Origin of the sequence: Pseudomonas sp. BW7P1 (assembly GCF_024981055.1) — a bacterium.
Lineage (GTDB): Bacteria > Pseudomonadota > Gammaproteobacteria > Pseudomonadales > Pseudomonadaceae > Aquipseudomonas > Aquipseudomonas bananamidigenes.
Genome location: NZ_CP103374.1, coordinates 3141662 through 3156665 on the forward strand (window position 1 = coordinate 3141662; position 15004 = coordinate 3156665).

General features: G+C 60.1%; 9 protein-coding genes. 3 read left to right on the forward strand and 6 right to left on the reverse strand.

Translation table 11 applies throughout. From position 1 onward, the window contains the following. Positions 1 to 2: 2 nt before the first annotated feature. Positions 3 to 3632: an AAA domain-containing protein gene (locus NWV16_RS13985; RefSeq protein WP_260519512.1), complete on the forward strand. Its 3630-nt coding sequence runs from the start codon at positions 3 to 5 to the stop codon at positions 3630 to 3632. A 1-nt stretch (position 3633) separates the two neighbouring features. On the opposite strand, the gene NWV16_RS13990 is transcribed toward NWV16_RS13985, so the two are convergent. The 3 genes from NWV16_RS13990 to NWV16_RS14000 form a co-directional block, all read right to left on the reverse strand. Then, the gene (locus tag NWV16_RS13990) at positions 3634 to 4929 is read right to left on the reverse strand and encodes an OprD family porin (protein ID WP_260519513.1); all 1296 of its coding nucleotides are present in this window, start codon (positions 4927 to 4929) and stop codon (positions 3634 to 3636) included. A gap of 77 nt (positions 4930 to 5006) precedes the next feature. Next, complete coding sequence (locus tag NWV16_RS13995) at positions 5007 to 6341, reverse strand: ATP-binding protein (RefSeq protein WP_260519514.1); 1335 nt, start codon at positions 6339 to 6341, stop codon at positions 5007 to 5009. Beyond that, positions 6338 to 7048 carry a response regulator gene (locus NWV16_RS14000; RefSeq protein WP_260519515.1) on the reverse strand — a complete coding sequence of 237 codons (711 nt, stop codon included), beginning with the start codon at positions 7046 to 7048 and terminating at the stop codon, positions 6338 to 6340. Before NWV16_RS14000 ends, NWV16_RS13995 begins: the two co-directional genes overlap by 4 nt. A 163-nt stretch (positions 7049 to 7211) precedes the next feature. Here NWV16_RS14000 and NWV16_RS14005 point away from each other — a divergent pair, with 163 nt between their 5' ends. Together NWV16_RS14005 and NWV16_RS14010 are read left to right on the forward strand one after the other, a co-directional pair. Next, a complete protein-coding gene (locus NWV16_RS14005; RefSeq protein WP_065257371.1) occupies positions 7212 to 7538 on the forward strand; it encodes a hypothetical protein in 327 nt (108 codons plus the stop codon). Next, complete coding sequence (locus tag NWV16_RS14010; protein WP_260519516.1) at positions 7538 to 8206, forward strand: DUF3313 domain-containing protein; 669 nt, start codon at positions 7538 to 7540, stop codon at positions 8204 to 8206. The genes NWV16_RS14005 and NWV16_RS14010 overlap by 1 nt, the downstream gene beginning before the upstream one ends. Here NWV16_RS14010 and NWV16_RS14015 read toward each other — a convergent pair. The 3 genes from NWV16_RS14015 to NWV16_RS14025 all read right to left on the reverse strand — a co-directional run bounded on the left by NWV16_RS14015 (position 8199) and on the right by NWV16_RS14025 (position 14677). Further along, a complete protein-coding gene (locus NWV16_RS14015; RefSeq protein ID WP_260519517.1) occupies positions 8199 to 10799 on the reverse strand; it encodes an EAL domain-containing protein in 2601 nt (866 codons plus the stop codon). The genes NWV16_RS14010 and NWV16_RS14015 overlap by 8 nt on opposite strands. 102 nt (positions 10800 to 10901) lie before the next feature. Then, on the reverse strand, positions 10902 to 12188 hold the full coding sequence (locus NWV16_RS14020) for a carbohydrate porin (protein WP_260519518.1): 1287 nt from the start codon (positions 12186 to 12188) through the stop codon (positions 10902 to 10904). Between the two features lie 83 nt (positions 12189 to 12271). Next, positions 12272 to 14677, reverse strand: coding sequence for a glucose/quinate/shikimate family membrane-bound PQQ-dependent dehydrogenase (locus NWV16_RS14025; protein WP_260519519.1), 2406 nt, complete (start codon positions 14675 to 14677; stop codon positions 12272 to 12274). Positions 14678 to 15004: the final 327 nt, after the last annotated feature.

Sequence of the window (15004 nt, forward strand, 5' to 3'; positions counted from 1 at the left end):
CAATGCAAGGCAATCAGCAAGACATGGACGTACTTCGCGGTTGGTGTGCTTTTGTCGAAGCGGCAGGCTTGGCCAAGAGTCGGGTGAAAGAAACAGAGGTCTATCAGGAACAACACGTCAGGCTCTCGGCAGATAATGTCGAAGAAGACTCCAAGGGATTCCGGCTTTCACTGTCTGCCGAGCAGACACGAGTGCTCGCGGAGCGCTATGTCAAAGAGAACGAGGAGGGCGCGACTCAGCCTGAAGCACTGCAACTCGGCTTTCCGTTGCTGCGTGTAATCGAGGGAAAACAGGCGTTCTTTGTTCCGCTTTTCCGTTACTCATTGCCTGATGACTGGCATACCCAGTCTGAACTCAGTCTGTGTGTCCCGGTCAAGCAAGGGATTGAAGTGGTGCCCAATATTGACGCGTTTCGGGCATACCTCGATATAGATATCCAGGAACTTGGCGCCGAGCGTCACATGATGAGCCTGGCAGTTGCCTGCACAGGAAAACAGGGAGAAACCTTCGTCGCGGTGTTCCGCACGTTTCTGGCCTGGATCAATCATCGCCTTGCCGGGTTGAAGACCATCCGTAAGGATGTTACCGATGTGCATCTGGAAAAAGCCATTACCGGGCTGATCTGCCCGCCAGTGATCAGCGACTTCAACTCTCGTGAGCAACTCAAGGACTATGCGGTTCTGCTTGAACGCCCTGACCTGAAAACCTCACCGCTCTTGCAGCGCTACATATTACAACGTTCGCTCGGCAACCCTGCGCCACGCCATCAGTATTCACGTTTTCCGTACGGCCTGTTCGAGCGCAAATACCCGCTGGGCAGGGGGCAGATGCAAACGTTGACCCAGGTTGCCAGTGGCGTACCGCTGGTGGCAGTGCAAGGGGCGCCTGGCACAGGCAAAACGACCTTGTTCAAATCGTTGATCGCCAGCCGGATCGTCGAAAGGGCCTTGGCATGTATCGCCGGGGAAGACCGAAACCTCGGCGTGGTCGTGACTTCGACAGCCAAAAAAGCGGTGGAGAACGTCATTGACGATTTGCGTGACGACCCTTGCCTGAATGATTTCAAGTGGTTCTATTTCCTGTGTGGGGACAAGGCACAGGTCACCTCTGAAATCGATCGGGTGCATGCGCTTCTACGCAAACTCGACGAGCAATCCTACGACAAGAAAAAGCAGGAAACCCTGGCGGACCGGGTCGTCGCGATCCAGCAAACGATTGATGGTGTTCACGTGAAGTTCCTGCGATTGCTTGCAGCTTTCGAGGATGCCCGCTCAGCCTTTTCGGTACTTTCACCCGAAAGCTTTCGCGAGCGACTGGACACATTGATACGCGACGTGCGCGAAAGCAGCGAAGCGTTGGGCTTGATCGACCATCAGGAGCCGTCGCTGGATTACCGTGTTTTAACCAGCCACTGCAACGGCGCACTAGAGGCGCTTGCAGTCGATAAAGTCAGATATACGCAAGCCAAAGACCAGTTGTCCCGCAGTTACGCAAAACTCATTGATGCCCCATTTGAGGAGATGGCCTATCAGCCGTGGCTCGAGAGCAAACTCAGTGAAACACTTCACTACCATTTTTCCGACTACCCAAGAGGCTTCATGGCATCGCTGCGCGCGTGGATGTCTCGCCGCAAATATGCCCGTGCGCTCGATCACCTGAAAAAGAATTGCCTAGATGATATGACTGCTTATGGGCTCGACGGCCTCGATCATGCCCACCTGGCAGAACTGGCGCGCAATCGGGGTGACGTCTTCAGTGCCGGTAATGCCGAGCAAGTATTTCAAACCTTGAGGCAGGGGCCGCCCGAACCCGCGAGGGAGGCGTCGCTCAAGCTGTTGGTCAAGGCCATTGCCGAGGTCATACAACGCTCCAGCGAATGGCATCGTTACGAGGAGGCCCGTAACAGCTTTGACGTCGAGTTCCCGGAAGGCGACTGGATAGAAGTATTGCGGCTGCGTTTCATCGCACAACAGCGCTCGCTGTTCGAACACGCAATTGACTATCTCTGGCAGGAGTTGCTCAGGCAGAAAGAAGTGCTTGGGCAGGCGCTATCGCTCTGGTGCAATATGCTCGACGGCCAGACTGACAGCGGCTTTCACAAATGGAAGGACAAGCTGCAAGAGTTCTATCGGTTGATCAGCCTTGCTTATCCGGTCATGGCCTCGACGCTGGCATCGGTGCAGAAACTGCCCGGATACAAACTCGCCAACCTCAACGGGTTCACTCCATACGCACTGAGTCTGGTGGATGAGGCGGGGATGGTTTCAGCGGAATCGCTAGTTCCTTTACTGGCACGAAGCGAGAGAACCATTGTCGTAGGCGACCCGCTGCAGATCGAGCCGATCCGTACGCTAGGCTCGGCCATGGCCGGCAAGCTCAAGGATCAACATTTCGCCGACAACACCCTGTATGAAGCGGTGTCACCGATGCTCGTGACCGCCTACCATCGCGCCGCCGGGACCTTTTCCGGCGCAGTGGACGATTTGGGCGATGGCATTGTTCTCGACGAGCATCGGCGTTGCCGACCGGCCATCGCCGAACTGTTCATGCAAATCGCCGGCTATCACGGAGTCCAGGTGTGTACTCAGCCCGCTGAACCGCGAATCCAGGCGGCCTGCGACAAGATGGGCGGTTTCAATCTGATGTTCTATGGCGTCGAAGGCCGTAAGGGTCCGCTGCCGAATACCAATCAAGATGAAGTCGAGGCAATCGGGCTGTTGCTGGACAAACTGGAAGGCGCAGGCTACGACCTTTCCCGGGACGTTGGCATTATCACTCCGTACTCGAATCAGAAAAACCTGTTGATCAAGACCTATGGCGAGCGACTCGCCCAGCGTAAGGCGCTTAAAATCGGATCGGTCCACCAGTTTCAGGGGGTAGGTTTCGAGGTAATCATTTACTCTCCGGTGATTTTTCAACGGACTGATCGAGATCAGTTTCAGAATGGCAAGCCCAACCTGTTGAACGTCGCCGTATCGCGGGCCAAGCAACAATTTATCGTTGTCGGTAATCAGCACCGCTTGTTAAACGCCGGCAAATCACTGGAGAAAATGGCGCGATCCTGTTCTGCCTCGTTTTTCGTAAATATGGAGCATCAGAGCCCTTCGTTTACCGGCGTCGCGCCGGTTGGCATCCGGCATTATTTCGATTGCGAGCACATCCAGGCATTCGAATCGCTCATAACGTCCAGTCAGCGATCTTTCGTTGCGGTGGTGCCGTGGATTCGTCAGGGTATCAGTCCCAACCACCCTCCGCTCAAACTGCTTCAAGCGGCGCAGCAGCGTGGTGTTGACGTGAAGGTCTACTACGGGCATGACCATATCGAGCATCCCAATGCCGATGACGGTGAAATCGGCTTGATCAAAGCCTATCGAAGCAAGCTTGGCGCCGAGAACGTTATCCGTCTTCCCGAAGGTACGCACGAGAAAATCCTGATAGTGGATGATCAACTTGCGATGGTTGGAAGCTGGAACTGGCTTTCACACAGTTATTACCGCTACTGCGAAATCTCCACGGGCGCTCCGCTGGCGTTACGTCGGGAAACAAGTGTCGAGTTGCGGGACCCCACGTTGATCAATCAATTGAAATCGCGTATCACAAGCCGTAACGAGGGAGCATCGCCGATACGCTGATTCAAAACCCCAACGGGTACTGAATCACCACATAGATCCTGTCAATGTCATCCCCCGCCTGAGCGCTGTTGGCCCGGTGCGAGACGTGGGACAGCTGCACCGAAAGATCCTTGGCCGCGCCGGACTGGACGATGTAGCGCAGGTCGATGTCGCGCTCCCAGTGCTTGCCGCCATCTCCTTGTTGGGGCTGGTACTGGCCGCTGTCCGGGTCGAACGGGTTGTAGGCGCCGCCCTTGGGCGCGTGGGTGCCGTCGATGTGGCTGCCGGAGACGTAGCGGGTCATGAAGTTGAGCCCGGGAATGCCGAACGCACCGAGATCCAGATCATAGCGGGCCTGCCACGAGCGCTCATGGGCGCCGTTGAAGTCGGCGTATTTGATCGAGTTGGCCAGGTAGATCGAGTCGCCGCCGACGAAATCGAACGGCGTATCGCCGTTGATCCGTTGCCAGCCAAGCATCACCGCATGCGGGCCAAAGGCGTATTTGCCCGAAAGGCTGAACGCGGTGTTATCGATTTCCCCGGCCAGCGCCTGCCCGGTGTCGCGGGTATGGTAGACGTTGGCGTCGAGCAGCAGACCGGACTGTTTGAAATGCAGGTTGGCGTAGTACTGGTGCCAGGTGTCGCTCAAGTCGGACGCGTACAACGCACCGCCAACCGGGCGGTCACTGAACAGGTCAGCGCCGATGAAGCTGATTGCGCCGGCCTTGGTATTGGCGCCGTAGCCCTGAAAGTCGCCTTGGCCGGAGGAGCTGTCCTGATTCTTGAATGCGGTGAAGCGCCCGGCCACCAGATTCACGTTGTCGATTTCCCGGCTGTCGAGCAGAAAACCGGTGGCGTATTCCGGTTGCAGACGTTTGTCGGAGGTATCGAACACCGGTGTTTCGACGGTCATTTCGCCGAAGGCGAGGGTGGTGCGCGAGGCTTTCAGTTTCAAGGCGCCGCCGGCGCTGGAGTAATCGCTTTCGCTGCGACCGTCACTGTCCACCGGTAACAGGCCGGTGCCCGAATGTCCCCGGCCGCCGTCCAGTTTCAGCCCATAAAAGGCGTGCGCATCAAGGCCGAAACCGACCGTCCCTTCGGTGAAACCGGATGAGAAAGTGCCGATAAACCCCTGAGCCCACTCCTGTTTGTAATTCTTGCCGCTGGGCGAGGGCGAGCGGTAGTCGTTGCTCAGAAAGAAGTTGCGGCTGAGCACTTCGCCTTTGGCGTCATCCAGAAAACCACTGGCCAGTGCCGGGTTGGCGATTGCGCCCAGCAGCAAGGCCAGCGTGATACCCGATGGCGATAAATCTTTCATGTGTCAGTCCGGCGTTGATGGGATGTCACCGGATTGTCGTGCGGATGATCTTCGATTGATTGAGCGGATGTGCTGCGTCAGTCAGTCACCGGCAATTGCACTTTTGCCACCAGCCCCGAGCCTGCACGGTTGCTCAAGGTCAGTTCACCACCCTGTTCGCGCACGATTGCCCGGGCCGCCGAAAGGCCGAGCCCGACGCCGCCGGTTTCACGGTTGCGCGAGGTTTCGAGGCGGAAAAACGGGTCGAACACCCGTTGCAGCGCCTCTTCAGGAATGCCCGGACCTTCGTCGCAGATTTCGATGCAGATCGAGTGGCTGTTGCGACTCAGCGAGATGTGCGGACGCTCGGCGTATTTCACGGCGTTTTCCAGCAGGTTGACGATCACCCGCTTGAGGCTCAGCGGACGGCCGTCATAGACCAGGTGGGCCGGGCCATCGAAGTCGATGAGGACGTGCTGGTCGCGGTAGTCGTCGAGGATGGTCTGTAGCAACTCCGACAGATCGAACGCCGTGGTCTGCTCCAGGCGTGTGCCCTCGCGGAAGAACGCCAGAGCGGCGTTGATCATCGATTGCATTTCTTCGATGTCGCGAATCAGTTTCTGCTGATGGTCCAGGTCTTCCATGAACTCGCTGCGCAGGCGCATGCGGGTCAACGGTGCGCGCAGGTCGTGGGAGATGGAAGCGAGCATATGGGTGCGTTCGCCAATGAAATGCTGGATCTGCGCCTGCATGGTGTTGAAGGCAATGATGGCCTGGCGGATTTCGTGGGGGCCTTCGATGCCGATGGGCGGCGCGTGCAGGTCGCCGCCGAACCGCCGGGCGGCGCTGGCGAAACGTTGCAAGGGCTTGGCCAGTTGACGGGTAGCGACCCAGGCCACCAGCAGGGTGGCGATCAGGCCCAGGGCGACGATCACTGCAATCCGGGCGTTCAGGGTCAACCCCCAGCTGCGTTCCGGCGGCGTGAACGACAGCCAGCTGCCATCGGTCAGCGGGATGAGGGCGACATAGTGAGCCTGCGCACTGCCGGCCGGCCAGTCGTCCGGGTTGAACACTTCGAACGCCCGATGACTGCCCAGCAATTGTTCCAGCGCCGGAACCTCCGAGGTTTCGACCGCTGCACCGTCGCCGGGAAGGTTGAAAAGGGCGCGTCGGGCATTCCACTCCACCTCGAGCGTCGGGCTGCTGGCCGCGCTGGCCAGTTGCGGACGCAACGAGGCGGGGGCTGCTTCGATCAGGCGGGTGGTTGCGGCAATCCGCTCCAGCAGGCCGGTACGCTCGATGGGCGGTTGGGCCCAGATGCCGGCCACCTGCACGAACAGAGCGTTGAGCAACAGCGAGGCGAGCATGGCCGCAACGATCGTCAGGGCGATCCGCCGACTGAGGGTGTCGCGCGGCAGGATTCGACCGATCATGAGCGGCTGACCTTGGCCGTGAACATGTAGCCGCCGTTGCGCACGGTGCGGATCAGGTCCGGGCGTTTGCTGTCCGGTTCGATCTTGCGCCGCAGGCGGCTGACCTGCACGTCGATGCTGCGATCGAAGGCTTCGTGGCCCTGGCCGTGAGTCAGGTCGATCAACTGTTCGCGGGTCAGGATGCGCTGGGGATGTTCGAGGAACACCAGCAGCAGGTCGAACTCGCCGCCGGACATCGGAATCATCACGCCCTCGGGCGAACGCAGCTCGCGGCACGTAATGTCCAGGTGCCAACCGGCGAAGGACATGACCGGGCGTGCCGGTTCATTGTTGCGGCTGACGTTCTCGCCGGTACGGCGTTGCAGCGCACGCACCCGGGCCAGCAGTTCCTGGGGTGCGAAGGGCTTGGTCAGGTAGTCGTCGGCCCCCAGTTCCAGGCCGACGATCCGGTCACTCAGCTCGGCCATGGCCGTGAGCATGATGATCGGGATCCCCATCTGCGCACGGATTTTCTGGCACAGGCTCAAGCCACCTTCACCCGGCAGCATCAGGTCGAGAATGATCGTGTCCGGGCGCGTCTGTTCGATGGCGGCCCACATGGCCTGGCCATCCGCTGCCACATCCACCTCGTAGGCGTGCTGCACGAAGAACTTCTTCAGCAGGGAGAGAATTTCCACGTCGTCGTCGACGATCAGCAATCTGCTCACGGTTGCAGGATTCCTGTACCCAAAAAAAGCGCATCTAAAACCATTTCGCGGCCGGGGTCATTTATTTCAATCCGGCAACATTCCTTCAGCACGGACATCAGCCGGACATCGTCGGGCAAAAAACCTCGGGCACTCTGCGCGCATTCCATCCAAGGGGGGTCATATGAAGGATATGAAAAGCGCTTACACCAACCCGGGACATGGCGCCGTGCGCCCGTTGATCCTGACGCAGCGCACCACGACCGGCATGCTCAACGCGCCGATTCTTTTCCAGGAAACCTGCCTGGGGATCGCTCAGGATCAAAGCCAACTCGTCATGCGCCGCTACTTCGAGCGTTTCAGCCCGGCCGACAGTCATTGGGTGGAATACATCCATTCGATTCCCACCAGCGAATTCATCCAATGGATCATGACTCACGGCCAGTTGCGCATCGAGTGTTCTGACAATACGCCCTTCGGTCAGATGCAGGCCGCGGGGGAAACGCATTGATGAGTAGTCGTCATGCGCTGCTGCTGGCTGCCCTGTTGAGCGTGTCGGCCTGCAGCAGCCAGAAAGTCGTGCCCGAGATGTATTCCGGGTTTCTCGACGATTACAGCCTGTTGAAAGAACAGCGCACGTCATCGGGGCAAACGATTTTGAGTTGGGTCAGCCCGGCGCTGGCAAACGGTCGCTACACCCGGGTTTATCTGGCGCCGAGCCAGTTTTATCCGAAGATCGAGCCCACCGGACGCATTCCGCAGAGCACGTTGTCCGGCGTGACTCGCTATTACGATGCCGCCCTCAGGCAGGAACTGGGCAAGACCCTGTCACTGGCCGCCGGGCCCGGCCCGAATACACTGGTCGTGCGGCCGGCCATCACCCGGGTGACCACCAGTACCCAGGGCCTGCGGTATTACGAATGGCTGCCGGTCACTTTGGTCGCTGCCGGCGTGAGTACCGCTGCCGGCATTCGTGACCAGGACAGTGAGATCGCCACGGAGGTATCGATCGAGGACGGCTCGACCGGCGAGGTGGTGGCGAAGGTCGTTCGCAAGGGCACGGGCGTGCCCCTGGACAACGACAGACAAGTGATGACTGTTGATCATCTCAAAGGCGTGCTCGACGGCTGGGCCAGCGATCTGAGTCAGACCTGTATCGCTTCGCGAAAGCTCAAGTGACGCGGTTTTTGCGTGACGGCTGCCGTTCGGCGCGGACGTCTCTGGACGTCTGCAACAGACGGGCGAAGGCTTCCTTGTCGATGGGGCGGCTCATGTAATAGCCCTGCACCTCATTGCATTGGTCCTTGCCGAGAATGTCCAGTTGCTCCTCGGTTTCGACGCCCTCGGCCGTGACGGTCAGGCCCATGGCCTTGCCCAGCCCGATGATCGCTTGCACCACCGCCCGGTCATTGGCGCCACTGCTGATGGAGGCGATAAAGCGTTTGTCGATCTTGATGCCGTCGAAGGGGTAGGCGCGCAAGTAACCGAGCGAGGAATAGCCCGTGCCGAAGTCATCCATGTTCAGCCTCACGCCCAACTCCTTGAGGGCGTTCATGGTGGTCAGGGCACCGTCGGTATCGTTGAGCATGACGTTCTCGGTGATTTCCAGCTCCAGGCGACTGGCCGGAAATCGCGTGCCGACCAGCACTTCGCGCACATCCTCGACCACATCGCTGATTGCGAACTGCGCCGGGGACAGATTGACCGACAACAGGATGTCGCCCGGCCAGGTCAGCGCCGTTTCGCAGGCCTCGCGCAGCACCCAACGGCCAAGCGGCACAATCAGATCGGTCTGTTCGGCCAACGGAATGAACACGTCCGGCCCGAGCAATCCCCGGGTCGGATGCTGCCAGCGCACCAGCGCTTCGACCGAAACGATTTCCTTGCCATCGACCGTATAGCGCGGCTGGTAATGCAGCACCAGTTCCTGGTTGCTCAGCGCGCGACGCAGATCATCCTCCATCTGCCGCCGTGTCTGGATCTGATCGCTCATGTGCGCTTCGAAATAGCACCAGGTGTTCTTGCCATCGGACTTGGCCCGATACAGGGCGATGTCCGCGCAACGGATCAGCTCGCTGGCCACGAAGCCATGGCGCCGGCTCAGGGCGATCCCGATGCTGGCACCGATGTGCAAGGGATGCTGCTCGAAGATGATCGGTTGATGCAGGCTGCCGATCAGGCGTGTGCAGAACTTGTCGATTTCCTGGCGGGTGTCCATGCCGTTGAGGACCACCACGAATTCGTCCCCGCCCAGCCGGGCGACGATGTCCTGATCGCGGGTGCATTCACGCAGGCGACTGGCGACCTCCTGCAACACGGCATCCCCGGCGGGGTGTCCCAGCGAGTCGTTGATCGGCTTGAAGTTGTCCAGGTCGATCATCAACAGCGACAACGGGGCCGCGTGTTCCTTGAGCAACAAGGCGTCGTCCAGGTAGCGCGCCAGTTTGTTGCGGTTAGGCAGGCCGGTCAGCGCGTCGTGCAAGGACAGGTGCTGGATCTGCGCATGGGCCGCCACCTCATCGGTGATGTCGCTGGCGGTGCCTCGATACCCGATGACACTGCCGTTTTCCAGGTACGGTCTGGCCGAAAGGCGACAATGGCGCAATTGCCCGGCGTGATCGCGATAGGTACAACGCAAGTCGCTGGCGTTGCCGCCCTCGTCGAGTTTTCTCAGCCACAGTGCCAGTGGCGTGGTATCGCAGACCAGCAAATGACCGATGTCCTGACCGATCCACTGCGTCTGAGCGTGGCCGGTCACTTCGCTGAAACGGTTCGAAAGGTATGTGATGGACAAATCCCGGTCGACTTCCCAGATCCAGTCGGAAGCCGCTTCGGCCACCGCCCGGAACCGTTCTTCACTGGCCTCCAGTGCCCGCTTCGAAGCCAGCATCGCGGCGACACTCTCGTCGACATGTTGGGAAGAGCGCATGGCATGGCGAAAGAACCAGGCCGTCAGCACCATCAGAACCAACAGGGCAGAACCCAGCGTCGGCAGCAACGACCACAGTAGATGCTGGCCCGGTCGGTCCAGATCGGCGATCAGGCTGTAGCCGGTGTTGTCCAGCGGGACGCGGGGCTGGGCCGGGTCAATGGTGTCGTCGGGGGCCAGGGTCAGGTTGTTGAGCCCGTAACCGCTGCCGATCTTGCGCAGTTTGGTGGGTGTCAGCTTGTCGACGAACACCAGCACCGAAGTCTTTTGCGGGTCTCCGATGGGACGTTCGTCGTTGGGAATGATCGCGGCAGCGGTGATCAGCGCCGGCCAGTCCTCGAACAATGAATAGGTGTTGACGGGTTTGGTCAGGTCCGGCTGATTCTGCACCAGATCGATCAGTGTCTGCGCCGGCACTTGCAGAAACCCGGACATCTGCGCGTCGAGCAACTGTCCGCGAACCACCGCGTATTTGGTTCGCTCGCGGTCCAGCACAAATACACCGTCGTAGCCATCGTTGGTGAACAGGGTCTTGCCCATGTTCTGCTCGGTGTACGCCCAGTTCGTGTCGACCTGGCCGCTTAAACGCTCGTAGGCCGTCGTCCAGTAGGCGTAGCTGGTGATGTAGTTTTTTGATGCCGTGATGCGGTTTTCCAGCGCACGGGCTGAATAGAAATGCACGTCATTGAAGTCATCTTCATCCAGGTGCGTGGCGATACTGAACAGTGCCGCCGTGGCAGCGGCCACACCGGCAATGAACAGGGCGCCGACCGCCAGGGCCAGACGTCGGGTGATTGCGCCTTGAAGGGTGGCGAGAGGCGTCGCATCGTTGGAAATGTCCATTTGCTCGTCCCTGATCCGGTGTCTACTCAATCTAGAACATTGGCGGGCACAAGACGTTCAGATCTTCTGCGCAACGCTTCGTCGCCACCCGTAAAAGGCGGCTTACAGCGCGGCTTTCACCTGCAGACCGACCACCAGCGCATTGTCGATGTCCTGCCCGGCAAACGCGCCAGGCTCGACGATGTACTGCAGGTTCGGACGCAAGGTCAGCCAAGGAGTGGCCTGGTAGCCGTAACCCAGTTCGATCAGTTGCTCGGCGCCATCGAGGCTGGAAAGCGGCGTGCCGTTGGCCAGCGCCGCGTCTTGCTGCACGTCGCGGCTGCGCGGGTTCTGCACGGCGCGACCGTAACCCAGGGCAACGGTGTCACGCGGGCGGCCTTCGAACGGTTTGTACAGGACCACCCCGGCGCCATACCACTTGGTGAACGGCGATGCCGCTTCGCTGGCTGCCGAATATTGACCGAAGGCGTGCAGGCTGCGGCCCTCGGACGTTGGCGAGCTCCACACGGCCTGATCGATCAGCAGGTAATGGCCGCCGCGACCGGAAACGTCCTCGTCGCTGCCGATGCGTTTCACATCCGAGCTGTCGTAGTAGTAACCGAGCTTGTATTCGCCGGGCAGGGTGCCTGCGTGTTTGTAGACCAGTTCGACCGGCACCACGGTGCCGGTGGTGTGTTTCGGACCCAGGTGCCAGGCGCGGCTGGAGTTGCCGTTGCTTTCAGGATCGACGTTGAACGCCGCCACGCGCAGTTGCCATTGCGGCGTCAGGTCGTATTTCACCCGCACACCCAAATGGGCGTTGGGGTAGTTGGTCCAGCCGCTGCCACCGGACATGTTCAGTGGATGGCCGCAGAAACCGGCGTTCATGAAGTTGCAGAGAATGCCGCTGTCGAGACCGCCCAAGTCGTTGCCCATGGCCATGTAGCCGAGTTTGACGTTCAGTGCCGGGGTGAAGAGCGTGCGCTCGTAACTCAGTTCGGTCAGGCGCGTGTAGAGGCCGCCGTAGTTTTCCTGGATCGGCAGACGGTTGCCGACCAGATCTTGCGAGGCGCTATTGCCGCGCCGGTCGTTGATGGTCAGCTGGACCTTGCCGGCGTTGTCCACGCCATAGATTTTGCTCAGGTCAAATTGCGCGCCGAGCTTGATGTTCTGCGAGTAACGGGCCGAACGGTGCAGGCCGCCGTCGGCGTTGTAGGCGGTTTCACCGGTGTAGTCGCCGGTGAATTTGACGCCGTCTTCGTCGAGCCGGTGACGCAGGCCGCCCCAGTCGCCGGTCAGGGTGTTACGGGTGAACAGGTTTGAATCGGCGTCGGCGAAAGCGGGCAGGGCGGTGCTGCCGGCAAGGGCGAGCAGGACTCCGGTGCAGGAAAAGCGAACCACGAATGACATTGCTGAAATCCAGAACGATAGACATGAAACGGCGCGACACCCGAAGATGCCGCGCGCAGTGAAATGAAGGAGGGCGCAGCGGTTTACGGCAGGGCGTAAGCCATGACGTAGTCGCCACGATCGGTCGACTGACGGGCACCGCCGGCCGTGATGACCACATATTGCTTGCCGGTTTTCGGCGACACATAGGTCATCGGGCCGCCCTGGCTGCCGACCGGCAGACGGGCTTTCCAGATTTCTTCACCGTTGCCGCTGTTGTAGGCGCGCAGGTAGAAATCCTGGGTACCGGCGATGAAGATCAAACCACCTTGAGTCGACAGCGTGCCGCCCAGAGTCGGCAGACCGATCTTGATCGGCAGGTGCATGCGGATGCCCAAAGGACCTGTGTCTTCAACGGTGCCGACCGGCACCTGCCAGGCGACTTTGCGGGTGTTCATGTCGATGGCGGTGAGGGTGCCGAACGGCGGCGCCTGGCACGGAATGCCGGCCACCGACAGGAAGCGGTTCTTGTTGACTGCGTACGGCGTGCCTTTCAGCGGAACGGCACCCATGCCGGTATTCAGCGCTTCGCCACCGGAGGTGGCTTCACCTTTGTTCTGCGACGGGATCATCTGGATCCACAGGCCCAGACGCATGTCGTTGACGAAGATGAAACCGTGCACCGGGTCAGTGGAGATGCTGCCCCAGTTCATGCCGCCCAGCGAACCCGGGAAGCTCAGGGACTTGTCGGTGCCCGGCGCGGTGTACAGACCGTCGTAGCGCATCGACTTGAAATCGATCCGGCACAGCAACTGGTCGTACGGTGTGGCGCCCCACATGTCCGATTCGGTCAGGTGCTGCGCACCGATCTGCGGCATGCCCACGGATTTCGGCTGGGTTGGCGAGTAGGGTTCGTTCGGAATGTTCGACGCCTTGACCGGTACTTCTTTGACTTCGGTCAGTGGCTTGCCGGTGGCGCGATCGAGCACGTAAATCTGTCCGGCCTTGGTGCCGATCACCAGTGCCGGAATGGTTTTACCGTCCTTGGTGAAGTCGATCAGGCTTGGCTGCATCGGCAGGTCGAAGTCCCAGAGATCGTTGTGCACGGTCTGGTAGACCCACTTTTCTTCGCCGCTGTCGGCGTCCAGCGCCAGGATCGATGCGCCATAGGTGTGATCGAGCTTGCTGCGTTCTACGCCATAGATGTCGGTGGACGAACTGCCCATCGGCAGGAAGACCGTGTGGGTGGCCGGGTCGTAGGACATCGGCGCCCAGCTGTTCGGCGTGCTGCGTACATAGGTTTTGCCGTCGGCCGGCGCCTTTTTATCTTGCGGGTTGCCCGGATCGAAGGCCCAGCGCATCGCACCGGTCATCACGTCGAAACCACGGATCACGCCGCCCGGCATGTCGGTCTGCACGTTGTCGGCCACGCGACCGCCCACCACCACGGTAGTGCCGGCCATCAGCGGCGCGGAAGACAGTTGATAGTAGCTGTCCGGAACATCACCCAGACCGGCCTTCAGATCGACCTGGCCGTTGTTGCCGAAGCCCTGGCAGAACTCGCCGGTGTCGGCGTCGACCGCGATCAGGCGGGCGTCGATAGTGTTGGTCAGCAGACGGCGCGTGCAGTTGGCGGCCGGCGCGACTGGCGTCTCGGTTACCGGCGAGCCGGCCGGTTTGGCGACTGCAGCGCTGGCGTCGAAATAGGCCATGCCACGGCAACGCTGCCAGACTTTCGATTTGGCGTTGATCGCGTTTTTCCAGAGTTCCTTGCCGGTGTCGGCATCCAGCGCAATCAGGTTGTTGTGCGGGGTGCAGATGAACACCTTGTTGCCGATCTGCAGCGGGGTCAGCTGGTCTTCGGCGCCGTTGCCGTCACTCTCGGCGATGTCGCCGGTGTGGTAGGTCCAGGCGACTTTCAACTTGTCGACGTTGCTGCGGTTGATCTGGTCCAGTGCGGCGAAGCGGCTGCCGCCTTCGGTATTGCCGTAGTGCGCCCAGTCTTTCTGCGCCTTTTCCGGCTCGACCGGGGTAAGGCCCGGGCCGGTGCCGGTAGGGGCGACCGTCGGGTGCGCAACGAACATGTTGCCGGCTGCCACAGCCAGCCCGACGGCCAGAACAGCGGCTACGCCATAAGCGCCGCGCCCGGCAATGCCGCCATTGGCGCGTTTGAGCATCGGGTAGACCAGCGCAACGACCAGGCCCACCGCACTGAACATGAACAGGCGCGAGAACACCGGCCAGAACTCAAAACCGGCATCGCACACTGCCCATATCGCGGTGCCCAGCAGAAACGCCGCGAACAACCAGGCACCGGCAGGCTTGCGCCGAGCGATCAGCAGACCGGAAACGGCCATGACCAGTCCACCGACCAGGAAGTACCAGGAGCCTCCCAGGCTGACCAATTTCACACCACCAGCGGCCAGTGCCAGGCCGAGCAGGGCGATGATCACCCCGAGCCCGACCAGAATGAATGTTGATATGCCCGAGAGGCGTTGACTCTGCTTCACGTTGAATGTCCCGTTGAAATGAGGCGGGCATTATATCGTTAGGTAACTATCTGGTTAAATCACTAATTTTGATTGAAGGAGTGTTTGCTGCCCAATGGTCTGAATGGAGGGCGGATCATAGGTATATGTCAAAAGCGCTCAGGAACAGCGGTAATGGGGAAAGTGGATTTTTTGTCAGGTGAAGTGGGATTTATGACAGGTGGTTGCCACTGGAGCTCCTGCGATTCGCACTTGACAGAGGGCTGCATCAGCGAAGCGATCTGTGTCGAGGCCACGGAAGCGACGATCACCTGTCCGCCGCGCTGGGAACCCGTTCATCAAACATGA

Bases quoted from the DNA above. Each gene is read 5' to 3' on its own strand.
- NWV16_RS14020 (WP_260519518.1), bottom strand. From the start codon at position 12,188: ATGTCATTCGTGGTTCGCTTTTCCTGCACCGGAGTCCTGCTCGCCCTT.
- NWV16_RS13985 (WP_260519512.1), top strand. From the start codon at position 3: ATGCAAGGCAATCAGCAAGACATGGACGTACTTCGCGGTTGGTGTGCT.
- NWV16_RS13990 (WP_260519513.1), bottom strand. From the start codon at position 4,929: ATGAAAGATTTATCGCCATCGGGTATCACGCTGGCCTTGCTGCTGGGC.
- NWV16_RS14015 (WP_260519517.1), bottom strand. From the start codon at position 10,799: ATGGACATTTCCAACGATGCGACGCCTCTCGCCACCCTTCAAGGCGCA.
- NWV16_RS13995 (WP_260519514.1), bottom strand. From the start codon at position 6,341: ATGATCGGTCGAATCCTGCCGCGCGACACCCTCAGTCGGCGGATCGCC.
- NWV16_RS14005 (WP_065257371.1), top strand. From the start codon at position 7,212: ATGAAGGATATGAAAAGCGCTTACACCAACCCGGGACATGGCGCCGTG.
- NWV16_RS14010 (WP_260519516.1), top strand. From the start codon at position 7,538: ATGAGTAGTCGTCATGCGCTGCTGCTGGCTGCCCTGTTGAGCGTGTCG.